Origin of the sequence: Streptomyces sp. NPDC102283, from assembly GCF_044766265.1 — a bacterium.
Lineage (GTDB): Bacteria > Actinomycetota > Actinomycetes > Streptomycetales > Streptomycetaceae > Streptomyces.
In genome coordinates this window covers 532,017-557,952 of sequence record NZ_JBIWLQ010000001.1, presented here as the reverse complement: position 1 = coordinate 557,952, position 25,936 = coordinate 532,017, and the positions used below count along the sequence as shown (strand labels likewise).

Sequence of the window (25,936 nt, the reverse complement as noted above, 5' to 3'; positions counted from 1 at the left end):
GAACCTCTGTCCGAAAAGGCTGTTTCGCGCCTCCTACCTGCGAGTTTCCGTAGCTGACGGTGACTCTTCGGTGTGGATTTCATGACGCGGATTCCGGGGCTCCCGGACCGTCGCACCCGCAACGTAACTAGGCCTGACGGGAGGCCAGCTCCACGACGGTGATGTCGGAGGGGGCGCCCACCCGGACCGGCGGGCCCCAGGCGCCCGCGCCGCGCGAGACGAAGAGCTGGGTGTCGCCGTAGCGTTCGAGCCCGGCGACGGTGGGGTTGGCCAGCCCGGCGAGGAGGTTGCCGGGCCAGAGCTGTCCGCCGTGGGTGTGGCCGGAGAGCTGGAGGTCGACACCGTGCTCGACGGCGTCGTGGATGACGACGGGCTGGTGGGCGAGGAGGACGGCGGCCCGGCCGCGGTCCCGGTCGCCCAGCGCACGGGCGAAGTCGGGGCCCTGGCCCTCGGTCTCGCCCGCGATGTCGTTGACGCCGGCGAGGTCGAAGCCCTCGATCTCGACCCGGGCGTTCTCCAGCGGGACCAGGCCCAGTTCACGGACGTGGTCGACCCACTGCTCGGCGCCGGAGAAGTACTCGTGGTTGCCGGTGACGAAGTAGCTGCCGTGCCGGGCGCGCAGGGCGGCCAGCGGTTCGGCGGCGGAACCCAGGTCCGCGACGGACCCGTCGACGAGGTCGCCGACGACGGCGACCAGGTCGGGCGAGGTCGCGTTGATCGTGTCGACGATCCGGCGGGTGTGGGCGCGGCCGAGGATCGGCCCGATGTGGATGTCGCTGACCACGGCGATGCGAAAGCCGTGGGCGGCGCGGGGCAGTCTGGCCAGCGGCACGGTGATCCGTCGGACGCTGGGTCCGCGCAGCACGCCGTACGTGCCGTAGCCGACGGTGGCGAGTCCGGCGGCGGCCGCGGCGCCGCCGACGACCCGGGAGACGAAGAGCCGCCGGGAGGGGCCGGGGGCGAGGGTGGCGGCAGTGGCGTCCGGGGCTTCGTAAGCGGGTTCCGCTTCCGGTTCCGTCACGGGCTCCGGGGCCGTACGCGCCACGGCCTCCGAGCCGGCGGGGGCGCTGCCCGAGCGGGACGGGACCAGCTCTTCGGTACGCGGACGGGTCTCGCCCGGGACGTCGGCGAGAGCGCCGGGAGCCGTTCCGCTTTCCGCCGTGTCCGGCCTTCCGTCGCGCCGGGCGAGGACCCGCAGGAGAAGGGGACGTACGACCTCGCCCACGAGCAGCGCCAGCGTCAGGTAGAGCAGGCAGGCAAGCCACAGGAAGCCCGGCCAGGCCAGCACCTGCTGGAGCCAGAAGGGCGCTCCCACCCGGCCGGACGTCATGGCGCCGACGCTCAGCAGCGGCAGGACGAAGGCCGCGACGGTGCCCGCCCGGCGCAGCGGGCTGCCCGGCGCCGTCGTGTCACCGACGAACCGGCGCCACAGATACCGGTGCACGGCGCCGAGCAGCGCCAGCACCACGAGCCCCACCAGAGCGAAGACCACTGCTGCCATCCGAGCTTCCCCATGTTCCCGTCGTCATGCGCGGTCGTCGCGCAAAGCTCTCACTCCGCGCAACCCGATCACGCCGACCGCCGTCCCCAGAGACAAGGACGTGACGGCGAGCAGCAGGTGCACCCAGAAGTACCCGGTCGGCTCGCCCGCGTCGTCGAAGGCGAGCCCGCTGCCGTCCTGCCACAGGTTCTTGACGAAAGTGATCCAGATGAACCAGCTCCACACCCCGAACGCGAGCAGGAACCAGGACACGCGGCGGCTGAGCTTCATGGGTCCAGTATCGCCGCCGCCTCCCGGCCCCCTCCTCCGGGGTGGCGTCCGAACGGGGCCGTCCCGGCGTTCCCTGCGGCGGGTCAGCCGGTCCGGGTCCGCATCCACACCTTCGCCCTGTACGTTTCCGACCGTGCCTGCTCTGAAAAAGATCGCCATCACGGTCACCACCGCCGCCTTGTTGTCCGGTTTCGTCCTGAGTCCCGCCGTTGCGGCCGACAAGGACAAGAGCGACGGCAAACAGCCGAAGCCGCCGAGCACGATGTCCAGCCTCGGCGGGGAGCAGCTGGCCAGGGCCGGCACCCAGGTCAATCTGGGCGCGGGGGCGCCGGTGCTGCCCAAGGAGCTGACCGGCCGGTCCTGGATCGTCGCGGACGCGGAGAACGGCGATGTCCTGGCGGCGCACAACTCGCACTGGCGGCTGCCCCCCGCGTCCACCCTGAAGATGCTCTTCGCGGACACCGTCCTGCCCACGCTCCAGCCCACCAGCCTGACCCACAAGGTGACGGAAGGTGAGCTGTCCGGGGTCGGCGAGGGCAGCAGCCTGGTCGGAATCAAGGAGGACCACACCTACACGGTCCACGACCTGTGGCTCGGGGTGTTCCTGCGGTCGGGCAACGACGCGGTACACGTCCTGTCGGAGATGTACGGCGGCGTCCCGCAGACGGTGTCGGCGATGCAGAAGCACGCCGAGGAGCTCCAGGCCCTGGACACCCGGGTGGTCTCGCCGGACGGGTACGACGCGCCGGGCCAGGTCTCCAGCGCCTACGACCTGACCCTGATCGCCCGCAGCGGTCTCCAGAAGAAGGACTTCCGGGAGTACGCGGCGACCGCGTCGGCCGACTTCCCCGGCGAGGAGAAGAAGGGGAAGAAGCGCGACTCCTTCGAGATCCAGAACACCAACCGGCTGATCACCGGGGACATCGGCGTGGACCCGTACCAGGGCATCGCGGGCGTCAAGAACGGCTACACCACCCACGCGGGCAACACCTTCACCGGCGTCGCCGAGCGCAACGGCAAGGTCCTGCTGGTCACGGTCATGAACCCGTCGGCGGAGGAGAGCCACGCCGTCTACAAGGAGGCCGCCCACCTGCTCGACTGGGGCTTCGCCGCGAGCGGCAAGGTGACCCCGGTCGGCGAGCTGGTGCCGCCGAAGTCCGTCGACACCGGCGTCGGCACCGCGACCGGCGGCAAGGGCGCGGCACCCGCCGCCGGAGCCGACCAGGGCTCGGGGGGCCGGGAGGAGGCCACGCACGCGTCGGCGGCCTCGGACGGTTCCAGCGGGGTCGGCATCGCCCTGGCCATCATCGGCGGTCTGCTGGTGCTCCTGGCCGGCGGAGTGTTCCTCGTCAACCGCCGCTGGCCGCTGGCCGGCCTGACCCGCCGCACACCGCCGACGGCCGACCCGGCCGAACCCGCGGGCACGGACGGATCCGCCGGCACGGACGGACCCGTCGAGCCGACCGCCTCGGCCGCCCCGACCGACAAGTCCTAGACGCGGGTGGAGCCGCCGGGCGCCGCGGTCCCGGCGGCATCCCCCGTCCCCGTCCCCGGCGCGTCCTCCGCCCTGTTCGCCTCCTCGTCCTTGCTGCCGGTGGCCGTCCAGGCGGCGCAGAACAGCAGCAGCTTCGCGGTGAAGTTGATCCACAGGAGCAGCGCGATCGGCACGCCGAACGCGCCGTACATGCTCTTGCCCGCGACCTCCCGCATGTAGCTGCCGAGCAGCAGCTTGAGGAGTTCGAAGCCGACCGCCCCGAGCAGGGCCGCGACCACCAGCCGCCGGCGCGGCGGCTCCACCCCGGGCAGCAGCGTCAGCAGGTAGAGCAGCAGCAGGAAGTCGGCGGCGACCGCGACCGCCAGGGCGGCCACCCTCAGCAGGATGCCGCCGGCCCCGTCCTCGGGGATGCCGATCAGGTCGGCGGTCCAGCCGACCGCCGTCGAACCGATGGTGGAGACCGCCAGGGTGGCGAGCGCCGCGCCGCCGAGGCCGACGAGCAGCACGGCGTCCTTCACCTTGGCGACGACGGGGTTGGCCTCCTGGACCTCGTCCAGCTCCCAGACCGCGCGCAGGCACTCCCGCATCGAGCCGACCCAGCCGACACCGGTGAACAGCAGCAGCGCACCGGCCACCAGGCCGACCGTGCCCGCGTTGGCGATCAGCCCGTCGATGCCCAGCTGGTCGGAGATGCCCGGCACCTGGTCGGCGAGCCTGTCCTTGACGGTGTCGACCTGCTGGTCGCTCAGCAGGGCGGCGGCGACGGCCGCGCCGACCGCGATCAGCGGGAAGAGGGCCAGGAAGCTGATGAAGGTGATCGCCGCCGCGAGCCTGGCCCAGTGGACCCGGTCCAGCCGCTCGTAGGAACGCCACACGTGCGTTTCCATCAGCCGGGCGACCAGGGGCCCGATCACCGGGAGTTTCTTCAGCCAGTCCATGACGTCACGCGTACCCTCCTGGGCCCGGAACATCGACGGCCCGCCCCAGGACTCTCCCGGACGCGTCCGGCGGAACGCCGTCACGCTTCGCTGACACTCGCTCCATCACCCGTTCCGGTGAGCGAATTCACCAATGCCGCGAAGGGGATTTCCCGGACGATACGGTCACCCTCATGTCCGTCGACCTGGTGTCCTTGACCGGCTGGGGCCGCACCGCCCCGACGACCGCCGTGCGGTTTCGCCCCCGTACCCACGAGGAGGCGGCCGCCGTCGTCCGGGGGCGCGGGCCGCGGGGTGTCATCGCGCGCGGGCTGGGACGGTCGCCCGGGGACGCGGCGCAGAACGCGGGCGGCTCGGTGCTCGACCTGACGGGGCTGGCCCGGGTCGGCGGTGTCGACGCCGCGGCCGGCGTGGTGCGCTGCGACGCCGGGGTGAGCCTGGAGCGGCTGCTGCGGGTCCTGCTGCCGCTCGGCTGGCTCCCGCCGGTCGTGCCCGGGACCGGCAGGGTGACGGTCGGCGGGGCGATCGGCTCCGATCTGTCCGGCCTCGACCACCGCCGCTCGGGCTCGTTCGCCCGGCACGTGAGCGCCCTGGAGCTGCTCACCGCCGACGGCGAGGTGCGTACGGTGCTGCCGGGCACCGCCCTCTTCGACGCGACCGCCGGGGGCCTGGGACTGACCGGGGTGATCCTGGGCGCCACCCTGCGCCTGCGGCGCGTGAGCACCGGGCTGATGTCCGTCTCCACCGAGCGCGCCGGGGATCTGGACGACCTGCTGGCCCGCTTCACCGCGGGCGGCGACCGGCTGCCGTACGCCTCCGCCTGGATCGACCTGATGGCCCGGGGCCGGGCGACCGGACGCGGGATCCTCACCCGGGGGGAGCACGCGACCCCTGATATGCGCCCGGCGCACGCGGGGCGCACTCTGCTCTCCTCGCGTTCCGGAGGACCTCGGGAGCGGTTCCGGCTCCCCGGCTTTCCGCCGGCGCCGGGAGGGCTGCTGGGCCCGGCATCGGCCGCCCTGTACAACGAGGTCCGCTACCGGAGCGCACCCCGCGCGCGGACCGGTGGGCTCCGGCCGGTCCACGCCTTCTTCCATGCCGCGGACGCCTTTCCGGACGCGAACCTGCTGTACGGCCGGGGCGGCCTGGTGCGCTACCGGTTCGCCGTCGGGTACGGCCAGGAGGAGACCCTGCATCGGGTCGTGCGGCGGATCTCGGCGCGCCGGAGCCCCGCCGTGCGGGCCGTGCTCCAGCGGTTCGGGGCGGCGGACCCCGGAGGGCTGGCGTTCGCCGCGCCCGGCTGGTCCCTGGCCCTGGATCTGCCCGCGGCCCTGCCCGGTCTGGCCCGCTTCCTCGACGACGTCGACGAGGAGGTGGCCGCCGCGGGGGGCCGGGTCTGCCTGGCGAAGGACTCCCGGATGCGGCCGGAGACGGCGGCCTCGATGTACCCGGGGCTGGCCGACTTCCGGGAGCTGCGGGCACGGCTGGACCCGACGGAGGCGTTCCGCTCCGATCTGTCGCGCCGCCTCGGCCTGTAGGACCCGCCGGTGGCCGCGTGTTCCCCACCTCCCCCTCTGATCAGGAGATTTCCGTGAAGGATGCCTTCGGCGCCCCGCAGTCCCTGCTCGTCCTCGGCGGCGCCTCCGAGATCGCCCTGGCCGCCGCGCGCCGGCTGATCGCCCTGCGCACCCGCCGGGTCTGGCTGGCCGGGCGCCCCTCCCCGGCCCTGGAGTCGGCCGCCGCCGAGCTGCGCGGCCGGGGTGCGGACGTGCGGACCGTCGACTTCGACGCACTCGACCCCGCCTCCCACGAGGTCGTCCTCGGCAAGGTCTTCGCGGAGGGCGACATCGACGTGGTGCTGATGGCGTTCGGGGTCCTCGGCGACCAGGCGCGGGACGAGGAGGAGCCGATGGCCGCGGTCCGGGTCGCCCAGACCAACTACACGGGTGCCGTCTCCGCCGGGCTGGTGTGCGCCGGCGCACTACAGGCGCAGGGGCACGGTTCGCTGGTGGTGCTGTCCTCGGTGGCCGGGGAGCGCGCCCGGCGCGCGGACTTCATCTACGGCTCCAGCAAGGCGGGCCTCGACGCCTTCGCGCAGGGGCTCGGCGACGCGCTCCAGGGGACCGGGGTGCAGGTGATGGTCGTCCGCCCCGGCTTCGTCCGGACCCGGGCCACGGCGGGACGGCCGGAGCAGCCGTTCGCGACCGGCCCGGAGGAGGTCGCGCTGGCGATCGTCACGGGGCTGCGACGGCGCTCGGAGACCGTGTGGGTGCCCGGTTCGCTCCGGGTGGTGATGGCGGCGCTGCGGCACGTACCGCGCCCGCTGTTCCGTCGGCTGCCGGTCTAGGGAGTGCTTCGAACGTCCCGCCTGCTCGCCCCGGGTGCTCAGGGCCGCAGCGACGGGGTCGGCTGCGCGTCGATCGTGTAGCCGCCCTGGGCAGGGACGGCGGGCGTGCCGCCGCCCGCTCCGAACGGGAAGTCCCGGAGCTTGCGCCAGACGGCGTCCGGGCCCTGCTCGTACAGCGAGAAGGATCCGCAGGTCCAGGCGGCCTCGTAGTCCGCGAGCTCCTCGTAGGCCCGGTCCATGGCCTCCTCGGCGATGCCGTGGGCCACGGTGACGTGCGGGTGGTACGGGAACTGGAGCTCGCGCACCAGGGGGCCCGAGGCGTCCCGGACCCGCTTCTGGAGCCAGGAGCAGGCCGAGGCGCCCTCGACGACCTGGACGAAGACGACCGGCGACAGCGGGCGGAAGGTGCCGGTGCCGGACAGCCGCATCGGGAACGGCCGGCCGGCCGCGGCGATCCTGTCGAGGTGCGCCTCGATCGCCGGCAGGTCCGCCGACTGCGCCTCGGTCGGCGGCATGAGGGTGACGTGGGTGGGAATGCCGAAGGCGGCAGGGTCCCCGAAGCTCGCGCGGCGATCCTGGAGCAGGCTGCCGTAGGGCTCCGGGACCGCGATCGAAACGCCGAGCGTTACGGTCCCCACGTCGTTCTCCTCCACCGTCGATGGTCGATTTCCGGTCATGCCGCGTGGGCCGGGTCTCCGGCCCACGCGTTCCGTCGCCGCAAGTGTGACCCCTGCGGCCATGATCTCGCCAGGGTCCTTGGACTCAGTGCTTCGCGGGCAGGAGGCCCATCCGGTCGTACGTCTGTGCCAACGTCTCCGCGGCGACGGCCCTGGCCTTCTCCGCTCCCTTGGCCAGGATGGCATCCAGCGTCTCCGGGTCGTCCAGATACTGCTGGGTGCGGGCCCGGAAGGGAGTGACGAATTCCACCATGGCCTCGGCCAGATCCGTCTTCAGCGCACCGTAGCCCTTGCCCTCGTAACTCCGTTCCAGGTTCTCGACGGGGCTGCCGGAGAGGGTGGAGAGGATCGTGAGCAGATTGCTGACGCCCGGCTTCTTCTCGGCGTCGAAGCGGATCACCGTGTCGGTGTCGGTGACCGCGCTCTTCACCTTCTTCGCCGTGACCTTCGGGTCGTCGAGCAGGTTGATGAGGCCCTTCGGCGTCGAGGCCGACTTGCTCATCTTGACCGCCGGGTCCTGGAGGTCGTAGATCTTCGCCGTCTCCTTGAGGATGTACGGCGCGGGGACGGTGAACGTCTGGCCGTACCGGCCGTTGAACCGCTCGGCGAGGTCCCGGGTCAGCTCGATGTGCTGGCGCTGGTCCTCGCCCACCGGGACCTGGTTGGCCTGGTAGAGCAGGATGTCCGCGACCTGGAGCACCGGGTAGGTGAAGAGGCCGACGGTGGCCCGGTCGGCGCCCTGCTTGGCGGACTTGTCCTTGAACTGCGTCATCCGGGAGGCCTCGCCGAAGCCGGTGAGGCAGTTCATCACCCAGCCGAGCTGGGCGTGCTCGGGCACATGGCTCTGGACGAAGAGCGTGCAGCGCTCCGGGTCCACACCGGCCGCCAGCAACTGCGCCACGGCGAGCCGGGTGTTGGCCCGCAGCTCGGCGGGGTCCTGGGGGATCGTGATCGCGTGCAGGTCCACGACCATGTAGAAGGCGTCGTGGCTCTCCTGCAGCGCCACCCACTGGCGCACCGCGCCCAGGTAGTTGCCGAGGTGGAACGAGCCCGCGGTGGGCTGGATCCCGGAGAGCACGCGCGGACGGGCGGCCGCACCGGTGCGGCCCGTCTGCGGCTGGTCGGTGGGGAGCGAAGGGCGATCAGAGGCCATGGCCCCATTGTCTCAGGTACGGGGGCGATCTCCGGCAGCCGGTGCGGGGCGGAGAGGGCGCGTACTCGTAGGAGTCCGGAGCACGGGAGCGCACGCCAGAGACGAACCCCACATTTCGGCCGCCCGGCGTGCGACGGCGGGCGCGCCGGGCGACGGAGGTTTCCCGGCGTGGGTTCCGACCGACGATACAAAGTGGGCACCACCCCCGCCCACGCCGCACGACGAACGGAGATCCCGTGTCGACCACGGAAACTGCCATCGCCTCCGCCGAGGCGCACAGCGCGCACAACTACCACCCGTTGCCGGTCGTCGTGGCCTCGGCGGAGGGCGCCTGGATGACCGATGTCGACGGCCGCCGGTACCTCGATCTGCTCGCCGGGTACTCGGCGCTCAATTTCGGCCACGGCAACCGCCGGCTCATCGACGCGGCCAAGGCCCAGCTGGATCGGGTGACGCTGACGTCCCGGGCTTTCCACCACGACCGGTTCGCCGACTTCTGTACGGAGCTGGCGGCGCTGTGCGGCATGGAGACGGTGCTGCCGATGAACACCGGGGCGGAGGCCGTGGAGACCGCGGTGAAGACCGCCCGCAAGTGGGGCTACCGGGTCAAGGGCGTGCCGGACGGCATGGCGAAGATCATCGTGGCCTCGGACAACTTCCACGGCCGCACGACCACGATCGTCAGCTTCTCCACCGACCCGGAGGCACGGGCCGACTTCTCCCCGTACACCCCCGGCTTCGAGATCGTGCCGTACGGGGACCTCACCGCGATGCGGGAGGCGATGACCGAGAACACCGTGGCGGTGCTGATCGAGCCGATCCAGGGCGAGGCCGGGGTGCTGGTGCCGCCGGCCGGCTATCTCCCCGGCGTACGGGAGCTGACCCGCGAGCGGAACGTCCTGTTCATCGCGGACGAGATCCAGTCGGGGCTGGGGCGTACCGGGAAGACGTTCGCGCTGGAGCACGAGGGCGTCGTGCCGGACGTGTACCTGCTGGGCAAGGCGCTGGGCGGCGGGGTGGTGCCGGTGTCGGCGGTCGTCTCCTCGGCGGACGTCCTCGGCGTGTTCCGGCCCGGCGAGCACGGCTCCACGTTCGGCGGGAACCCGCTGGCCTGCGCGGTGGCGCTGGAGGTGATCGCGATGCTGCGGACCGGCGAGTACCAGCAGCGGGCGGCCGAGCTGGGCGATCATCTGCACCGGGAGCTGGGCCTGTTGACGGGCGGTGGCGCGGTGGAGGCGGTGCGCGGCCGGGGGCTGTGGGCGGGCGTCGACATCGCTCCGGCGCTGGGCACCGGCCGGGAGATCTCCGAGAAGCTGATGGCGCTGGGGGTGCTGGTGAAGGACACCCACGGCTCCACGATCCGGATCGCCCCGCCGCTGGTGATCAGCAAGGAGGACCTGGACTGGGGCCTGGACCGGCTGCGGTCGGTGCTGAGCGCCTGAGCGCCGGAGATCCAGGGGCCGGACCGGGCCGGGGCCGGCCCCGGGGTCTCAGAGGATGACGTGGGGCAGGAAGCGGGCGTACTCGTCCGTGACCGGCCCGGCCGACTCCCGGATGCCGAGCCCCGCCGCCTCGTCCTCGACGACCCACGCGCCGAGCACCGCCCGGTTGCCGTCGAAGTCGGGCAGCGGGGCCACCTCCTGGTAGCAGCACGGCTCGTCGCGCGACACGGGCGGCGAGCCGGGGCCGTACAGCTCGACGCCTGCGCCCTCGCGGCCGAGCAGCGGCTTGGACACGTATCCGGCCCCGCCGGGTCCGGCCAGCTCGCGCGGACCGTCGAGGTAGGCGGGGAGCAGGTTGGGGTGGCCGGGGTACAGCTCCCAGAGGATCGCGAGCAGCGCCTTGTTGGAGAGGAGCATCTTCCAGGCGGGCTCGATCCAGCAGGTGGTGCCGGAGCCGCCGCCGTTGTCGAGGGTGTCCAGCACCTGCGGGCCGAAGCGGTCGGTGGCCAGCCACTCCCAGGGGTAGAGCTTGAAGCAGCTGCGGATGAACCTGAGCCGTTCGTCGACGAACCGGCCCGACAGCCGGTCCCAGCCGATCTCCTCGACGGACAGCGCGTGGGTGGCGAGCCCGGCCTGCTGGGCGGTCTCGCGCAGATACGCGACCGTCATCAGGTCCTCGCCCAGCTCGTCGCCGTCGGAGTGGACGAAGTGCAGCGGTCCGGGCGGCAGCAGGGGCGCCTGCCGCTTCCAGGCGTCGACCAGCCTCTCGTGCAGGGAGTTCCACTGGTCGGCCCCGGGGAACCGGTCCTCCATCCAGAACCACTGCGCGCTCGCGGCCTCCACCAGCGAGGTCGGGGTGTCGGCGTTGTACTCCAGCATCTTCGCCGGGCCGTTCCCGTCGTAGCACAGGTCGAACCGCCCGTACACGGACGGCAGTTCGTCCCGGCGGCGCCAGGACTCGGCGACCAGTCCGGCGAGGCGGGGGTCGGTGATGCCGAGGTCGGCGAAGCGGTCTCGCTCGACGATGTGCGCCGCGGCGGCCAGGCACATCGTGTGCAGTTCCTCGACGACCTCCTCCAGCGCCTCGACCTCGGGCAGCGAGAAGACGTAGTAGGCGCTCTCGTCCCAGTACGGGCGCAGCGAGTCGTCCGGGTAGCGGGTGAGCGGGTAGACGACGCCCTGCGCCTCGACGGTCTCCTGCCAGCCGGGGCGCGGCTCGATCGTGCGGCGTTCCACGGCGGTCAGCCGCCGCCGGAGCCGGAGCAGCCGAAGCCGCCGCGGTCCACGGCCGACTTGTCGAAGCTGCCGCCCTGCACCTTGCCGCTGTCGCTCTTGCCCCCGTAGTAGTACGAACCGTTGCCGCCGCTGCGGCACTCGGAGCTCGGCAGGGACTTCTGCGTCGTGCGGTCGGCGCAGCGCTTGTCCGGCTCCGAGCCGCAGGACGTGATCGTCAGGGCGAGCAGCCCCATGCCGCCGAGCACGACCGTGCTCGACCTCAGCCTTCGTGTGGCCATGTTCGGTTCTCCCCCGTGGTACGCGATCGGATCCGGCGTCCTTTTTCACCACCGGACCTCTTGTCAGATTAGTGGGAGGGGATTGTTGTTCGGAACCTGGCCGTCAAGGGAGCACCCGGCACAGGGCGTCGAGGGCGCCCGTCCAGGCGCTCTCCGACGGAGAGCCGTAGCCGATCACCAGGGCGTCCCGGGCGGCCGGGGCGTCCGGGTGGCGGTAGCGCGCGAGGCCGTCCAGCGCCAGGCCCTGGAACGCAGCCGCCTGGATCACCGAACGCTCGGCGCCCGGCGGGAGTTCGAGGACGGCGTGCAGCCCGGCCGCGATCCCGCTGACCTCGATGCCCGGCGCGCGCTCGGCGAGCGCCGCGACGAGCTGGTCGCGGCGACGGCGGTAGCGCAGCCGCATGGAGCGCACATGCCGGTCGTACGCCCCCGAGGCGATGAACTCCGCGAGCGTCAGCTGGTCGGGCGAGCCGGACATCCAGTCGGACACGCCCTTCGCCGCCACCACCTCCCCCACCAGGCTCCGGGGCAGCACCATCCAGCCCAGGCGCAGCCCCGGGGCGAGCGACTTGCTGGCGGTGCCGAGATACACCACCCGCTCCGGATCGAGGCCCTGGAGCGCCCCCACCGGCTGCCGGTCGTACCGGAACTCCCCGTCGTAGTCGTCCTCCAGGATCAGCCCGCCGGTGGACCGGGCCCAGTCGACGGCGGCGGCCCGCCGGTCCGGGTGCAGCGGTACGCCGGTGGGGAACTGGTGCGCCGGGGTCAGCAGGACCGCGCCCGCGCCGCGCATCGCGGCCGGCTCGCCGGTCCGGGACCCGTGCTCGTCCAGGGGCAGGCACGGGGTGCGCAGCCCGGCGTCGGTGAGGAGGTTCGTGTGGAGGTCGAGGTGGTACGACTCGACGGCGATCTCCCGGACCCGGCGCTGCCGCAGCACCCGGCCCAGCAGCGTCAGCCCGTGCGCGAAGCCGGAGCAGATCACGATGCGCTCCGGGTCGGCGTACACCCCGCGCGCCCGCGCCAGGTATTCGGCCAGCACGGTGCGCAGTTCGACGCGGCCGTGCGGGTCGCCGTAGCCGAAGGCCTCGTCGGGTGCGGCGGTGAGCGCCTTGCGGGCGGCCTTGAGCCAGGCGGTGCGCGGAAAGGCGGAGAGATCCGGCAAGCCGGGCCTCAGGTTGTACCCGGCCCCAGGCCGTACCGGCCGGGACCGGGCCGCCGCGGGGTCGGTCCGGCGCGGCGCGGACCGCTGGGCGACCCGGGTCCCCGAGCCCTGCCGGGCGGTGAGCCAGCCCTCGGCGACCAGTTCGGTGTAGGCGTCGGCGACCGTGTTGCGGGCCACGCCCAGGTCTGCGGCGAGCACCCGGGAGGACGGCAGCCGGGTGCCGGGGGTCAGGCGGCCGGTGCGCACCGCCTCCCGCAGCGCCTCCATCAGCCCGCTGCGGAGCCCCTGGCCGACCGGTTCCAGATGCAGGTCCGCGCCGAAAGTGGCCCAGGAATCCATCATGCCAATGGACCATACCGGGGTGCCATCGGGGCCGTAGCGTCGTCCTCATGACCTCGACGCACGAGCACCACCACGCCCCGGCCGACCCCTCCCCCGAGCACCCGCCCCGGCTCTCCGTCTCCCAGCTCCTCCCGGACGTCTACAAGGCGATGGTCCGGCTCGACATCGCCGCTCGCAAAGACCTGGACCCCGTCCTGGTCGAGCTGGTGAAGATCCGGGCCTCGCAGCTCAACCACTGCGCGTTCTGCCTGGACATGCACAGCAAGGACGCGCTCGCGGCGGGCGAGTCCGTCGAGCGGATCGTCCAGCTCAGCGCCTGGCAGGAGTCGCAGCACTTCTACACCGCGAAGGAGCTGGCGGCGCTCGCCCTGACCGAGGCGGTCACCGTCCTGACCGACGGCTTCGTCCCGGACGAGGTGTACGAGGAGGCCGCCAAGCACTTCGAGGAGACCGAGCTGGCCCAGCTGATCGCCTCGATCAGCGTGATCAACGTCTGGAACCGCTTCGGCGTGTCCGGCCGGCTGGCTCCCGGGCACTACACGCCCGGCGACTTCAAGAGCTGACCGCGTTCACGGCGGCGGAGAACGCGAAAGCGCCCCCGGCGGCCTGTGCTGCCGGGGGCGCTTTCGCGTGGTGCGGGTGCGGGTCTCAGATGAGGCCGAGCTCGCGGACCGCGTCGCGCTCCTCGGTGAGCTCCTTGACCGACGCGTCGATGCGCTTACGGGAGAACTCGTTGATGTCCAGGCCCTGGACGATCTCGTACTTCCCGTCCTTCGTGGTGACCGGGAAGGAGGAGATGATGCCCTCGGGGACGCCGTAGGAGCCGTCCGACGGGATGCCCATCGAGGTCCAGTCGCCGGCGGCGGTGCCGTTGACCCAGGTGTGCACGTGGTCGATGGCGGCGTTGGCGGCCGAGGCGGCCGAGGACGCGCCACGGGCCTCGATGATCGCGGCGCCGCGCTTGGCGACGGTCGGGATGAAGGTGTCGGCCAGCCACACCTCGTCGTTGACGACCTCGGCCGCGTTCTTGCCGGCGATCTCCGCGTGGAAGATGTCCGGGTACTGGGTGGCCGAGTGGTTGCCCCAGATCGTCAGCTTCTTGATGTCGGAGACGGCGGCGCCGGTCCTGGCGGCCAGCTGCGAGATCGCGCGGTTGTGGTCCAGACGGGTCATCGCGGTGAAGCGCTCCGCCGGTACGTCCGGGGCGGCGGCCTGCGCGATGAGCGCGTTGGTGTTGGCCGGGTTGCCGACGACGAGGACCTTGATGTCGTCCGCGGCGTTGTCGTTGATGGCCTTGCCCTGCGGCTTGAAGATGCCGCCGTTGGCGGCGAGCAGGTCACCGCGCTCCATGCCCTTGGTGCGCGGGCGGGCGCCGACGAGCAGGGCGACGTTCGCACCGGCGAAGCCGACGTTCGGGTCGTCGGTGATCTCGATGCCGCGCAGCAGCGGGAAGGCGCAGTCGTCGAGCTCCATCGCGGTGCCCTCGGCGGCCTTGAGGCCCTGCGGGATCTCCAGGAGGCGCAGGTTGACCGGCACGTCCGGGCCGAGCAGGTGGCCGGAGGCGATGCGGAAGAGCAGCGCGTAGCCGATCTGGCCGGCTGCGCCGGTCACGGTGACATTCACGGGAGTGCGGGTCATGGCGGTCTCCGTTTAGACAGCTGGCGGTGGGGGTCCCGGCCCCTGGTGCCGGACCCTGGTGCTGGACACCCTCCGCGCCCCGACGAATCTTGACGTGAAGAGATATCCAGCGGTCAGGCTATCGGACCCGGCCGGGCCGGGCCGCCCGGCCCCCTGTGGCACCGCGCACAACCGGTCACACACCGCACGCGCGGGCGACGGGCCTCCAGACCGCCGCCGCCCCGGGCCCGCCGTCACCCGCCCGGTTCGGTGCACCCCTTCGTGCCCGAGGTGAGCGTCGCGCAGGCCTTCGCGTCGGCCGCCTTCTTCACCGCGACCATCGGGGTGTACGCGTCGGTGTCCCCCATGACCTCGCCGTTCTGCGCTCCCCCGCCGGCGGTGATCCGCACGGTGTCGCCGATGGCCGCCTCGGTGAGCCGGGCCCAGGAGGCGGAGCAGACCTCGCTGTAGCGGACCTCGATCTTGCTGCCGCCGACCACGGCGCCGGCCACCGTACGGGCGAACTCGCCGCCGCAGCCCATCGCCTCGGGGTCCTGCCCGGCGCAGTCCGCGCCACTGCACTCGACGCCCACGGGCAGCTCCGTGGCGGCCTTGGTGGGGGCCGCTGACGGGGAGGGTGCGGCCTTGGCCGCGTCGTCGCCCGGTGCGAGCAGCACCGCGCCGACCACGACGATCAGGGCGCCGACGGCCCCGACGGCGAGCATGGCGGCGCCCGTCCCGCGGCCGCCGGGGGCCGTGCCCGGTCGGATGCCGCGCCTGTCCCGGCCGGAGCCGGGGCCGGAGCCGCGGCTGGAATGCTCCGCCGTGTCGCGCTGCGGCCGCTGCCCGCCCTGGTTCCGCCCGCCGTCGTACGGTCGGTCCTGGTGGCGGGCGGGATGCGGTGCGGTGCCGCGCTGGGTGGGGACGAGGAGTTGGCGGGTGTCGTCGTCGCCGGGCTCGTGGGCTCCGCCGCCGTAGGGGTCCTTGCCGTGGACGTCGCGGGGCGGGGCGTCCGTGCCGGCCGGGCCCGCGGCGGCGGGAACCCGCGCACCGGCGCCGGACGCGCTGTGCCGGCCGCCGGAGGAGGACCGGCCGGACCGGCCGCCCGCGGGGCCGCCGGAAGACGGCGTGCCGAGCTCGCCGAGCGCGGCACGGGCCTGCGTGATGCGGATGGCCTCCATCGTCATGTCGTGGCGCATCTCGGCCCGGCTCCAGGCCCGCTCCGCCAGCTCCCACATGGTCGTGAGGTGGTGCTGCGGGGTGCCCGTCACCTCGGCGAGGGCCACGACGGCCCCGCGCGGTGCGAGCAGTCGCCCGTTGAGATACCGCTCCCAGGACGTCTTGCTGTAACCCGTGCGGTCGGCTATCGCGTTGATGTTCAGCCCACTGCGGTCGACGAGCCTGCGCAGCTGGCTGGCGAACTCCCTGATCTGCGGGTCGAGCTCTTCGGGCAGTGCCTTCCAACGAGGCATCGCTTCTCCCCCCTCATGTCCCCCGGACGTACTTGCTGAGCCCCGCTGCGGCCGGCCCCCGGCCCGTACATCCCCCGGTCCGTCCGCCGGCCGTCCGGTCCGGACCGGCAGCTGGACTACCCACGAGGATGCGCGGAGCCAGGGTGTCAGTTCCTGACGAGGAGGCGCACGGGAGCATTCGGTACGGGGTGCGTGTCCTCACGCGCCCCGAACACCGCGCCGAACACCCGCCGGCCACTGCTCCGCCTGCTCCGTGCCGCTCTGTGCGCCGGACCAGTCTGCCATCGTTGCGCGGCGATCACACCGTGCCGGAATGGTCACTTCCGTGCCACAGGCCACAGTGAGCGCTTGTTCGAGTCTTTCGTGTCCGTGACGCTGGAGTCGGGACGGGGCAAGGCGGCCCGTCCCGCCGCGTACCGGGCCCCTTGCCCGGTCGCCCCGTTCCGCCGTGGTGTCCGTCCCTCCTCGGGGGTAGGGACGGACACCACGGACCGGATCCGGACGGGACGCCCGCTAGCGGATCGTGAAGCGGACCGCGTCCTCCAGGACCGGGACGTCGAGCCAGGGCCTGGGCTGTGCGACCAGCGCGAGCAGCACGATCAGCGTGCCCATCAGCCCGTACGTGACCAGGTCGGTGAAGCGGGAACGCACCGCCAGCATCCCGACCGACGGCACCATCCAGCGCAGCACGGCCCCGGTGATCAGCGCGCCGCCGATCAGGATCGTGCCGATGCGGAACGCCTGGTCGAACGGGTCGAGCACCACGATCAGCAGTCCGAGTCCCGCCGCGCCGAGCACGGTGAGCAGCGGCCACTGCCGCGCCGGGGCGGGTGCGTCGCCGGACGCCGCCCTGCCACCGCCCTCGGGCCGGGCGGTGTCCCGGGTGAACCGCGGGAACCGCCGCGACCGGCGGGGCCGCCCGCCGGCCGCGACCCCGTCCGTGGACGGGTCCGTGGACGTCGTCGGGTCCGGTCCGGTGGACCCGGCGGACCCGGTGGGCTCTGCGGCCCCGTCCACCTCGTCCCGCCCGTCCGGTTCGCGCGGCTCGTCCGCTGCCGCCGCCCGGCCGGCCGGAGCGGGGTCGGTCGGACTCGTACCAGCACCCATGAGGTTCCCTCCGGATCCGGCCGTCAGCCCGTTGCGGCGGCGTCGGCGGCCTCGGCGGCGGCCCGCTCGGCGGCCTCGACCACGTTGACCAGCAGCTGCGCGCGGGTCATCGGGCCGACGCCCCCGGGGTTCGGGGCGACCCAGGCGGCCACCTCGCGGACCCCCGGGTGCACATCGCCGACGATCTTGCCGTCCGCGTCCCGGCTGACGCCGACGTCGAGCACGGCGGCGCCCGGCTTCACGTCCTCCGGCTTGATCAGGTGCTGCACCCCGGCGGCGGCGACGATGATGTCGGCCTGCCGCAGGTGGGAGGAGAGGTCCCGGGTGCCGGTGTGGCACTGGGTCACCGTTGCGTTCTCCGACTTGCGGGTCAGCAGCAGCGGGATCGACCGGCCGATGGTGACACCGCGTCCGACGACCACGACGTGCGCCCCGTTGATCTCCACGCCGTGCGCGCGCAGCAGCTGGACGACGCCCTGCGGGGTGCAGGGCAGCGGGCCGCTCTCGTTGAGGACGAGGCGGCCGAGGCTCATCGGGTGCAGCCCGTCGGCGTCCTTCTCCGGGTCCATCAGCTCCAGGACCCGGTTGGTGTCGATGCCCTTGGGCAGCGGCAGCTGAACGATGTAACCGGTGCACTCGGGATTGGCGTTGAGCTCCCGGACGACGTCCTCGATCTCCTCCTGCGAGGCGGTGTCGGGAAGTTCGCGCTGGATGGAGCCGATGCCGACCTGGGCGCAGTCACGGTGCTTGCCGTTGACGTACCACCGGCTGCCCGGGTCGTCCCCGACGAGCAGGGTTCCGAGGCCGGGAGTGATCCCCTGGGCCTTGAGGGCCGCCACACGGACGGTCAGATCGGATTTGATCGCGGCAGCGGTGGCCTTGCCATCGAGAATCTGGGCAGTCATGCGCCCATCCTCGCGGATGACCCCGCCCGCATACCAATTGCCGGTGCCGCCCCCGTACCGCACATTGCACTTGCACAACATCCGGGGCTCCGGACTGGACAAACATATGTTCCGCTTATAACGATGAGGGCCGCGGTTGTACGGGGGGCGGGCCGCTGATCGATGTCCTTCCTCCGTGTGGCCATTTCGTCCCCACACGCCTGTTGAAGGAACACCCCTTATGAGCTTCGGCGACCCGAACAACCCGTACGGGCAGCAGCCCGGCCAGCCGCCCCAGGGACAGCCCGGTTACGGCTACCCGCAGCAGGCTCCGCAGGGTGTCCCGCCGCAGGGCTACGGCTACCCGCAGCAGCAGCCGGGCCAGCCCCAGCAGCCCGGTTACCCCCAGCAGCCCGGCCAGCCCTACGGCGGCGGCTACCCGCAGCAGCCCGGCCAGGGCGGCATGCCGGAGCTGGCCCACTGGGGGCTGCGGTTCGGCGGGACCATCATCGACGGGATCATCATCTTCATCCCGTACATCGTCTTCATCGCCATCGGCGGCGCCATGGGCGACTCGGCCGGCGGCGTGATGGTCATGATCGGCGCGCTCCTGGCTCTCGGTCTCGGTATCTGGCAGGTGTACCAGGAGGGCACCACCGGTCAGACGATCGGCAAGAAGGCCGTGGGCATCCGCCTGCTGCGCGAGGCCGACGGCCGCCCGCTGGGCTTCGGCATGGCCTTCGTGCGCCGTCTGGCCCACATCCTCGACTCGCCGTGCTACATCGGCTTCCTGTGGCCGCTGTGGGACGCGAAGAAGCAGACGTTCGCGGACAAGGTCTGCTCGACGGTGGTCGTCAAGGCCGGCTGACGCTCCCTTCCGGACACGCCGCGAGGGCCGCACCCCGTGATCGGGTGCGGCCCTCGCGGCGTGTCCGGCGACGACAGCCCGGTCAGTCGCCCCGGACGCCCGGGATCTCCGCCGGCTCCGGTGACGTGCGCTCCATCACCACGAAGCTGCCGCCCCGGTGCTTGAGCCGGTAGGACGCCTCGGGGTGCAGCTGCTGGGCGTAGGCCACCGGGTCCTGGATCGGACGGGACCAGCCGAAGTCCAGGTTGATGGCGACGATGTCGGGGGCGGTGCCGGGGGCTCCGCCGACCCAGTAGACGGTGCGGTCGGAGGTGAGGTGGGCCATCAGCGTGATGTCCGTCTCGACCCGCGCCCCGGCCGGAATGGCGTCGAGCGCCGCCCGGGCCGCCTGGCTGCGGGCGTCGCCGGTGCGGTAGGTCTCCGGGCGCAGCAGGTCGCGCAGCGGCAGGTGCTGGGTCATCGCGACCGCGATCGCGGCGGCGACGGGCACGGCGACCTTCGCGTACGAGGCGAGCCAGGGCCGGTGCGAGTCGCGGCTGCGGCGGACGCCGTCGGCCAGCGCGAGGAAGAGCACCGGCATGAGGATCGCGCTGTAGTGCCAGACCATGCCCCAGTGGTTGCTGTCCTGCGAGAGCAGCCGCCAGCCGAGCGTGGGAACGATCAGCAGTGTCAGCGGTGAACGCAGCGCCATGAACGCGGTGATGCCGATCAGGAAGACCATCATCTCGATCTTGACGGAGGAGTTGAGGACGCCGAGGACGGAGTCCAGCATCGAGACGTCCTGCTCACCGTTCTTGTCGATCTTCTGCCAGTAGTCGTAGGTGCCCGCGCTGCTGGCCGCCGGGATGAGGACCATGAGCGTGACGACGAAGGCGGCGACCCCGAAGGCGGCGAGCAGCGCGCCCTGGAGGCGGCGGCCGTACACGAAGAGCAGGAAGCCGACGACCGCCACGGTGGCGCCCAGGTCCTCCTTGACCAGGACCAGGGGGAGCGACCACAGGAGAGCGGCCGTGTACCGCTTCAGGAGCAGGGCCCGGCAGACGAGGGCCAGCAGCGGTACGGCGAACGCGATCTCGTGGAAGTCGGCCTTCACCGCTTCCTGGATCCCCCAGGAGAGTCCGTACGCGACGGTGACGCAGAGCCCGGAACGCCCGCCGAGGAGTTGCTGGGTGGTGCGGCCGACGATGACCGCGCCCAGTGCGAACAGCGCGGCCTGCGCGAACAACAGGGACTCGGCCGACGGCCAGAGCCAGTACAGCGGGGCCAGCAGCGCCACGATCGGCGAGAAGTGGTCGCCGAGGATCAGATAGCCGGGGCCCTTGATGTCGACGACCGGGGCGTTGAAGCCGGCGTACGCCCGGACCTCCTGCTCGAAGATCCCGAGGTCCCAGGAGGGCGAGCCGAAGCGGCTGTACTGGAAGTACGCGTAGAGGAAGTAGAGCGCGCACAGGATCGCGCCGGCGACGAGGTACGGGCGCAGGGGTACGCGTTCGGCGGCGTCGCCGTCGCCCGTACGCGGCGCGTCGCCGGCCGGACGGCCGTCCGGCCCCGGGCCCTGGGCGGGCAGGCGTCCCGGCCCCGACCGGTCCGTTCCACTCTTGTTCAGCTCAAGCACGGTGACTGCCCCCGCTAGGGATTTCCACGGCCGTTCATTAGAACAGAGCGGCGAGCCGATTCCGTACGACGGACACGGCCGAGGCCGCACCCGTGTCGGGGTGCGGCCTCGGGTCGGGTCGGCGAGCCGGTGGGGCCGGGTCGGCGAGCCGGTGGAAGAGGTCCGGGTCGGTGGTCCCGGTCAGTGGAAGAAGTGGCGCGTGCCCGTGAAGTACATGGTCACGCCGGCCTTCTTCGCGGCCTCGATCACCAGCTCGTCGCGGACGGACCCGCCGGGCTGGACGACGGCCTTGACGCCGGCGGCCGTGAGGATCTCCAGGCCGTCGGGGAACGGGAAGAAGGCGTCGGAGGCGGCGTAGGCCCCGCGCGCCCGCTCCTCGCCCGCCCGCTCGACGGCGAGCTTCGCGGAGTCGACCCGGTTGACCTGGCCCATGCCGACGCCGACCGAGGCGCCGCCCTTGGCGAGCAGGATCGCGTTGGACTTGACGGCGCGGCTCGCCTTCCAGGCGAAGGCCAGCTCCTTCAGCTCGGCCTCGGAGAGCGCGTCGCCGGTGGCGAGCGTCCAGTTGGCCGGGTCGTCGCCGTCGGCCTGGAGGCGGTCGGCGACCTGGAGCAGCGCGCCACCGTCGATCGGCTTCACCTCGAACGCGGCGGTCGGGGCCTCGGGAGCGCGCAGCACGCGGATGTTCTTCTTGCGGGCCAGCACCTCGACGGCGCCGTCCTCGTAGGCCGGGGCGACGATGACCTCGGTGAAGATCTCCGCGACCTGCTCGGCCATCTCGACGGTCACCGGGCGGTTGACGGCGATGACGCCGCCGAACGCGGAGAGCGGGTCGCAGGCGTGCGCGTTGCGGTGCGCGGTGGCGACGTCGTCGGCGATGGCGATGCCGCACGGGTTGGCGTGCTTGATGATCGCGACGCACGGCTCGGCGTGGTCGTAGGCGGCGCGGCGGGCGGCGTCGGTGTCCGTGTAGTTGTTGTAGGACATCTCCTTGCCGTGCAGCTGCTCGGCCTCGGCGAGACCGCCGTCGCCGGAGGTGTAGAGCGCGGCGGGCTGGTGCGGGTTCTCGCCGTAGCGCAGGACGTTCTTGCGCGTGTAGGTGTCGCCGAGGAACTCGGGGAGGCCCGAGGCGTCGGCGGCGGCGTAGTCGTCCGCGAACCAGGAGGCGACGGCCACGTCGTAGGCGGCGGTGTGCTGGAAGGCCTCGCCGGCGAGCCGCGCGCGGGCGGTGAGGTCGAAGCCGCCGGCCTTGACGGCGGCGAGGACGTCGGCGTACCGCTCGGGGCTGGTGACGACGGCGACGGAGGGGTGGTTCTTGGCGGCGGCGCGGACCATCGAGGGGCCGCCGATGTCGATCTGCTCGACGCACTCGTCGTCGGAGGCGCCGGAGGCGACGGTCTCCTTGAACGGGTAGAGGTTCACCACGACCAGGTCGAAGGGCTCGACGCCCAGCTCGGCGAGCTGCTCGCGGTGGGCGTCGAGACGCAGGTCGGCGAGGATGCCGGCGTGGACGCGGGGATGCAGTGTCTTGACGCGGCCGTCCAGGCACTCGGGGAAGCCGGTGAGCTCCTCGACCTTGGTGACCGGCACGCCGGCGGCGGCGATCCTCCCGGCGGTGGAGCCGGTGGAGACGAGTTCGACGCCCGCCTCGTGCAGACCGCGGGCGAGGTCTTCGAGCCCCGTCTTGTCGTAGACACTGACCAGGGCGCGGCGGATGGGCTTATTCACCGACATGACCGAGATGAACCTTTCGTCCCTCAATGCGATAGCCGTCACGGGCGATCCGCCCCACGGCCTCGACGAGCAGCGAGCGCTCGACTTCCTTGATCCGTTCGTGGAGGGCGGCTTCACCCTCCGGGGTGTCCTCCTCGGTCACCTCGACCACGCCCTGCGCGATGATCGGACCGGTGTCGACGCCGTCGTCGACGAAGTGGACGGTGCAGCCGGTGGCCTTCACGCCGTACGCGAGTGCGTCGCGCACTCCGTGGGCACCGGGAAAGCTGGGCAGCAGGGCCGGGTGGGTGTTGACGGTCCGGCCGCCGAAGGCGGCGAGGAACGCCGGGCCGACGATCTTCATGAAACCGGCGGAGACCACGAGGTCCGGGCGGTGCGCGGCGACCTGCGCGGCGAGCGCCCCGTCCCACTCCGCGCGGGTCGCGTGGTCCTTGAGCCGGCACACGAACGTGGGGATTCCGGCCCGTTCCGCGCGCTCCACGCCGCCGGTCCCGTCACGGTCCGCGCCGACCGCGACGATCCGCGCCCCGTACGCCGCCGGGTCGTCGCCGATGGCGTCGAGCAGCGCCTGGAGATTCGTACCCGATCCGGAGACCAGGACGACCAGCCGGGCAGGAGAGGCGGAGGGGGGCGGGGAGGCCACGTCGGGGCCCTTTCTCACGTGATGACCGCATGGTGACGCAGGCGCGGCATGCTCTTTGTAGGGTCGTACGAAAGAATCGCTTCGCCCGATACGGGGAACCCTACGAACGGGCCGACCGTCAGCAACGATACCGGCACACCCGACGGCCCCCACGGGACGGGGGCGTGACCGGGAGGTAGCGTCAGGGGACAGCGAGCCGTCCACCGGGCGGACGAACCGTCCTACGGGCGGACATGACGAGATGGGGAAGACGTTCACCACATGCCGGACCGACGCCGTCGCACCGCCTTCCGCCTCCCCCTGACCGAGCGGCCCGCTCCGCTGATGCGGGAACGCCAGTCCTCCTCGCCGGACCCCTCCTCGCCGGGGTCCTCGTCTCCAGGACCCTCGTCTTCGAAACCCTCGTCGCCGGGACCCTCCTCGTCGGATCCCGCTTCCTCGGGTTCCTCCTCCTCGGGCTCCGCACCGGGCTCCGGCTCCGGCGGGAAGCCCCAGAAGGACAACCCGTTCGCCGCGCCGCCCGCGGACCGTCCGGACCGGCCGTGGCAGCCGCGGCGCCCCGCCGGGTCGGACGGCTCGCAGGGGTCGAACGGTTCGGACGCTTCGGACGGGAACGGTGGGTCCGAAGGGAACGGCTCCGGGGACCGCCCGTCGTGGGGCAGCCAGTGGAGCAACGAGCAGCCCGGCCGGGGCAACGGCGGCTTCGGCGGCCACTCCGGCGGGAACGGCTCCGGCGGCCAGGGAGGCAAGGGCGGTTCCGAACGCGGCGGTCCGGGCGGACTGCGCTGGGATCCCACCGACCCCGCACAGCGGCGCGCCCGTTACGCGGTGCTCGGCGGCATGTGGGCCTTCTTCTTCGCCCTCTTCGACCTCTCCGAGCTCGCGCTGCTGCTGGGCGCGCTCTCGACGTACTGGGCGATCAGCGCGCTCCGCACCCCGATGAAGGGCGCCTCCGCCACGGACCGCGCCTCGGCGGGCGACACCCGGGCGGCCGGGCCCGCCACGGGGGCCGGGACCGGCACGGGAGCCACGGCGGCCGACGTCTCCGGAGCCTCGCGCACCGCGCCCGCGCCCCCCGCGCCGCCGAGCGTCAGCAGCAGGCAGCAGACCACGGCGGCGGTGAGCGGCCTGGTGACCGGCCTGCTGGCGCTGCTCATCGTGGCGACCACGTTCACCGTGCAGCTCGTCTATCGCGACTACTACACCTGCGTCAACGACGCCCTGACCAAGACCGGCGCGCTGGCCTGCAACGACCAACTGCCGAAGCCGCTGGAGCCGTTCTTCGGCGTCAAGGAGTAGGCCCCGGACGGTCCGGCCCCGGCGCGGGGCGGCCCGCGGCGGGATCGGCGGGATCGGCGAAGCCGGCGGGATCAGCGGGATCGGCGCGATCGGTGGAAGCGGCCGGATCGGCCGGATCGGCGGCGGGTTCTGCGGCGAAGTCGGCCATCAGTCCGCCGGAATTCCGCTTCAGGGAGGCCCAACGGGCCTCCCTGAAGTCTTTCTCGTGCCACGGGTCGGTCGGCAGGAAGTCGTACGGCTCGAACCCCGCGTCGCCCCGCCCCGCCCCCGCGCCGACCGCGCCGGGGGCCGCTTCGAGGGCCGCCCCCGGGACCGGAACGGAGGAAGCGGCCCGTGCCGCATCGCCGGACGCGCCCGCCGCCCGGCCCCGCCCACGCCACGGCGCCCACCAGCGGCGCGGACGCCCGACGACGGCCTCCGCCTCCGCCGCCACCTCTTCCTTCTCCTCGGGCGTCGTCGCTTTCGTCGGCGTCGGCGCCGGCACTGTCACCGGGACCTCGTCCGCTTCCGGCACGTCCCTGCGCCAGGCCCAGCCCGGCGTGCGCAGGCGCCACAGACGCAGCAGCAGGACCACCGGTACGCCGATGCCCGCGATCCACGCCAGTGCCGCCGGACCGGCCAGCCACCACACCGGGCCGAACTCCCTCAGCGCCCCGGTGCCGAGCGACCCGCCGGCCACCGCCGTGAGCAGCCCCGTCACGGCACCGCACGCCAGCGCGGCGAGCAGCAGCACCCGCACCGTCTCGCGCCGGCTCCACACCTGAGCGCGGGGCGCGTCGGCGGGCGCTGCCCTGCGGGCGGTGAACCAGGCGACCGCCAGCGCCGCCGTCACCGGCACCGCCAGGGCCGCCCAGTTCAACGGGGAGCCCGGCCCCTGGTCCGGCACGGCCGCCAGCAGGGGGAAGGGGGGTGCCACCGGGGTCCCGTCCAGGCCCAGCGGGGTGACGGTGGCTCCCGTACCGAGCGAGAAACCGGGGCCGAGCCCGTACGACGCTCCCCACAGCGCGGCGTTCGGCGCGAGCGAGGCGGCCAGCAGGAGCACGGCGAACCGTCCCGACCAGTCGCCCGCGAGCCCCAGGAAAGCGTCGTGCGCCGCCCCCGCGTTCCGGCCCAGCGCCACCGCGACCAGCAGCGCACCGCCTCCGAGCAGCACGGTCACGCCCATCGCCGCCGACCGGCACACCGCCTCGGCCCGGTCGCGGAAGAGCGTCCGGGCGATCGCCTCGTGCAGCGCCAGCGGCGACCAGGACGGCAGGGGCCCCAGTGGCCGCCCGGCCGCCGTCCACACCCCGGCCGCCGCCGCACCGGCCACCACCAGCGCCACCGGGAACACCAGCGTGTCCGGGTCCGGGCGCAGCGAACGGCCCCGGGCACAGGCCGCCGCCCCCGCCACGACCAGCAGGTATCCCGCGGTCACCGCACAGAACACGCCTGCCTGCGAAGGCCTGGGCCGCCCCTCCTCCGGCTCCGCCGCATCGCGCGCCGCGCGGTGTGCCAGCCAGACCGGGCCCACCACGAGCAGCAGCGGCACCACTCCGACGGGTGCGGGAACGCCGCTCAGGGTGTCGGGCCGCACGAGTCCCGCACCGTGCGCGAGCAGCCAGACCCCGGCGGCCGTACGCAGCGCCCCGCCCGGTCCGCTGTCGGGGTACGGCGAGCTGATCCACACCACCATGACCAGCACCGTCAGGGCCCCGAGGCCGAGCCCGGCGGCGACGGCACCCCGCACCAGGGCGGAGGCCAGGGCGAGCGTGCGGCTCCGCTCGGCCGTCGCCTTCGGGTTGCGTTGCGTCATTTGGGTCACGCGGCCCATGCTGCCAACGACACGCGCTTATTTCGCGTAACGCGCGAACAGC

The 25,936-nt window shown here is 72.9% G+C and carries 23 protein-coding genes; 7 read left to right on the top strand and 16 right to left on the bottom strand.

All coding sequences use genetic code 11. The features are described from left to right. Positions 1-127 precede the first annotated feature (127 nt). On the bottom strand, positions 128-1,492 hold the full coding sequence (locus ACIRJT_RS02730) for a metallophosphoesterase (RefSeq protein ID WP_403904437.1): 1,365 nt from the start codon (positions 1,490-1,492) through the stop codon (positions 128-130). Positions 1,493-1,525: 33 nt separating this feature from the next. Then, positions 1,526-1,771: an SCO4848 family membrane protein gene (locus ACIRJT_RS02725; protein WP_403903533.1), complete on the bottom strand. Its 246-nt coding sequence runs from the start codon at positions 1,769-1,771 to the stop codon at positions 1,526-1,528. A gap of 133 nt (positions 1,772-1,904) precedes the next feature. Between ACIRJT_RS02725 and ACIRJT_RS02720 the strand changes: the two genes are divergently transcribed. Then, positions 1,905-3,266 carry a D-alanyl-D-alanine carboxypeptidase family protein gene (locus tag ACIRJT_RS02720; RefSeq protein WP_403903531.1) on the top strand — a complete coding sequence of 454 codons (1,362 nt, stop codon included), beginning with the start codon at positions 1,905-1,907 and terminating at the stop codon, positions 3,264-3,266. Here the strand turns inward: ACIRJT_RS02720 and ACIRJT_RS02715 are convergent. Continuing rightward, positions 3,263-4,204 (bottom strand): YihY/virulence factor BrkB family protein, encoded by a 942-nt coding sequence (locus ACIRJT_RS02715; RefSeq protein WP_403903529.1) that lies wholly within the window; start codon positions 4,202-4,204, stop codon positions 3,263-3,265. The two genes, ACIRJT_RS02720 and ACIRJT_RS02715, sit on opposite strands and share 4 nt — an antisense overlap. Before the next feature lie 173 nt (positions 4,205-4,377). On the opposite strand from ACIRJT_RS02715, the gene ACIRJT_RS02710 reads away from it, so the two are divergent. Together ACIRJT_RS02710 and ACIRJT_RS02705 are read left to right on the top strand one after the other, a co-directional pair. After that, positions 4,378-5,742, top strand: a complete 1,365-nt coding sequence (locus tag ACIRJT_RS02710) for an FAD-binding protein (protein WP_403903526.1) — start codon at positions 4,378-4,380, stop codon at positions 5,740-5,742. A gap of 53 nt (positions 5,743-5,795) precedes the next feature. Beyond that, positions 5,796-6,551: a decaprenylphospho-beta-D-erythro-pentofuranosid-2-ulose 2-reductase gene (locus tag ACIRJT_RS02705; protein WP_403903523.1), complete on the top strand. Its 756-nt coding sequence runs from the start codon at positions 5,796-5,798 to the stop codon at positions 6,549-6,551. Between the two features lie 38 nt (positions 6,552-6,589). Here the strand turns inward: ACIRJT_RS02705 and ACIRJT_RS02700 are convergent, their stop codons facing one another. Then, positions 6,590-7,189, bottom strand: a complete 600-nt coding sequence (locus ACIRJT_RS02700) for a 2'-5' RNA ligase family protein (protein WP_403903520.1) — start codon at positions 7,187-7,189, stop codon at positions 6,590-6,592. 124 nt (positions 7,190-7,313) lie between these two features. Continuing rightward, positions 7,314-8,306: a tryptophan--tRNA ligase gene (gene trpS / locus ACIRJT_RS02695; RefSeq protein ID WP_403904434.1), complete on the bottom strand. Its 993-nt coding sequence runs from the start codon at positions 8,304-8,306 to the stop codon at positions 7,314-7,316. Between the two features lie 311 nt (positions 8,307-8,617). Between trpS and rocD the strand changes: the two genes are divergently transcribed. Next, entirely contained in the window at positions 8,618-9,823 is a 1,206-nt protein-coding gene (rocD, locus tag ACIRJT_RS02690; RefSeq protein WP_403903518.1) for an ornithine--oxo-acid transaminase, read from the top strand. Positions 9,824-9,871: 48 nt separating this feature from the next. Here rocD and ACIRJT_RS02685 read toward each other — a convergent pair whose 3' ends face one another. The 3 genes from ACIRJT_RS02685 to ACIRJT_RS02675 all read right to left on the bottom strand — a co-directional run bounded on the left by ACIRJT_RS02685 (position 9,872) and on the right by ACIRJT_RS02675 (position 12,841). Continuing rightward, positions 9,872-11,059 carry a glutathionylspermidine synthase family protein gene (locus ACIRJT_RS02685; RefSeq protein WP_403903516.1) on the bottom strand — a complete coding sequence of 396 codons (1,188 nt, stop codon included), beginning with the start codon at positions 11,057-11,059 and terminating at the stop codon, positions 9,872-9,874. Between the two features lie 5 nt (positions 11,060-11,064). Beyond that, complete coding sequence (locus ACIRJT_RS02680; protein ID WP_403903513.1) at positions 11,065-11,337, bottom strand: hypothetical protein; 273 nt, start codon at positions 11,335-11,337, stop codon at positions 11,065-11,067. A 103-nt stretch (positions 11,338-11,440) separates the two neighbouring features. Continuing rightward, the gene (locus ACIRJT_RS02675; RefSeq protein ID WP_403903510.1) at positions 11,441-12,841 is read right to left on the bottom strand and encodes a PLP-dependent aminotransferase family protein; all 1,401 of its coding nucleotides are present in this window, start codon (positions 12,839-12,841) and stop codon (positions 11,441-11,443) included. Positions 12,842-12,888: 47 nt separating this feature from the next. Here ACIRJT_RS02675 and ACIRJT_RS02670 point away from each other — a divergent pair, with 47 nt between their 5' ends. Beyond that, positions 12,889-13,404: a carboxymuconolactone decarboxylase family protein gene (locus tag ACIRJT_RS02670; protein WP_403903507.1), complete on the top strand. Its 516-nt coding sequence runs from the start codon at positions 12,889-12,891 to the stop codon at positions 13,402-13,404. 85 nt (positions 13,405-13,489) lie between these two features. Here ACIRJT_RS02670 and ACIRJT_RS02665 read toward each other — a convergent pair whose 3' ends face one another. From ACIRJT_RS02665 to ACIRJT_RS02650, 4 genes are all read right to left on the bottom strand, one after another. Then, positions 13,490-14,479 carry a malate dehydrogenase gene (locus tag ACIRJT_RS02665; protein ID WP_403903504.1) on the bottom strand — a complete coding sequence of 330 codons (990 nt, stop codon included), beginning with the start codon at positions 14,477-14,479 and terminating at the stop codon, positions 13,490-13,492. 233 nt (positions 14,480-14,712) lie between these two features. Then, the gene (locus ACIRJT_RS02660; RefSeq protein ID WP_403903502.1) at positions 14,713-15,930 is read right to left on the bottom strand and encodes a helix-turn-helix domain-containing protein; all 1,218 of its coding nucleotides are present in this window, start codon (positions 15,928-15,930) and stop codon (positions 14,713-14,715) included. Positions 15,931-16,443: 513 nt separating this feature from the next. Beyond that, positions 16,444-17,037: a DUF3017 domain-containing protein gene (locus ACIRJT_RS02655; protein ID WP_403903500.1), complete on the bottom strand. Its 594-nt coding sequence runs from the start codon at positions 17,035-17,037 to the stop codon at positions 16,444-16,446. A 23-nt stretch (positions 17,038-17,060) separates the two neighbouring features. Continuing rightward, positions 17,061-17,942, bottom strand: coding sequence for a bifunctional methylenetetrahydrofolate dehydrogenase/methenyltetrahydrofolate cyclohydrolase (locus ACIRJT_RS02650; RefSeq protein WP_403903497.1), 882 nt, complete (start codon positions 17,940-17,942; stop codon positions 17,061-17,063). A 220-nt stretch (positions 17,943-18,162) separates the two neighbouring features. Here ACIRJT_RS02650 and ACIRJT_RS02645 point away from each other — a divergent pair, with 220 nt between their 5' ends. After that, positions 18,163-18,789: an RDD family protein gene (locus tag ACIRJT_RS02645; RefSeq protein ID WP_403903494.1), complete on the top strand. Its 627-nt coding sequence runs from the start codon at positions 18,163-18,165 to the stop codon at positions 18,787-18,789. An 82-nt stretch (positions 18,790-18,871) separates the two neighbouring features. Here ACIRJT_RS02645 and ACIRJT_RS02640 read toward each other — a convergent pair whose 3' ends face one another. From ACIRJT_RS02640 to purN, 3 genes are all read right to left on the bottom strand, one after another. Continuing rightward, positions 18,872-20,404 carry a DUF2079 domain-containing protein gene (locus tag ACIRJT_RS02640; protein ID WP_403903491.1) on the bottom strand — a complete coding sequence of 511 codons (1,533 nt, stop codon included), beginning with the start codon at positions 20,402-20,404 and terminating at the stop codon, positions 18,872-18,874. Positions 20,405-20,584: 180 nt separating this feature from the next. Continuing rightward, positions 20,585-22,138, bottom strand: coding sequence for a bifunctional phosphoribosylaminoimidazolecarboxamide formyltransferase/IMP cyclohydrolase (gene purH / locus ACIRJT_RS02635; protein ID WP_403903489.1), 1,554 nt, complete (start codon positions 22,136-22,138; stop codon positions 20,585-20,587). Continuing rightward, on the bottom strand, positions 22,125-22,781 hold the full coding sequence (purN, locus tag ACIRJT_RS02630; protein WP_403903487.1) for a phosphoribosylglycinamide formyltransferase: 657 nt from the start codon (positions 22,779-22,781) through the stop codon (positions 22,125-22,127). The genes purH and purN overlap by 14 nt, the downstream gene beginning before the upstream one ends. Before the next feature lie 261 nt (positions 22,782-23,042). On the opposite strand from purN, the gene ACIRJT_RS02625 reads away from it, so the two are divergent. After that, positions 23,043-24,080 (top strand): hypothetical protein, encoded by a 1,038-nt coding sequence (locus ACIRJT_RS02625; RefSeq protein ID WP_403903485.1) that lies wholly within the window; start codon positions 23,043-23,045, stop codon positions 24,078-24,080. Here ACIRJT_RS02625 and ACIRJT_RS02620 read toward each other — a convergent pair. Then, complete coding sequence (locus ACIRJT_RS02620; RefSeq protein ID WP_403904431.1) at positions 24,070-25,875, bottom strand: DUF6350 family protein; 1,806 nt, start codon at positions 25,873-25,875, stop codon at positions 24,070-24,072. The genes ACIRJT_RS02625 and ACIRJT_RS02620 overlap by 11 nt on opposite strands. Positions 25,876-25,936: the final 61 nt, after the last annotated feature.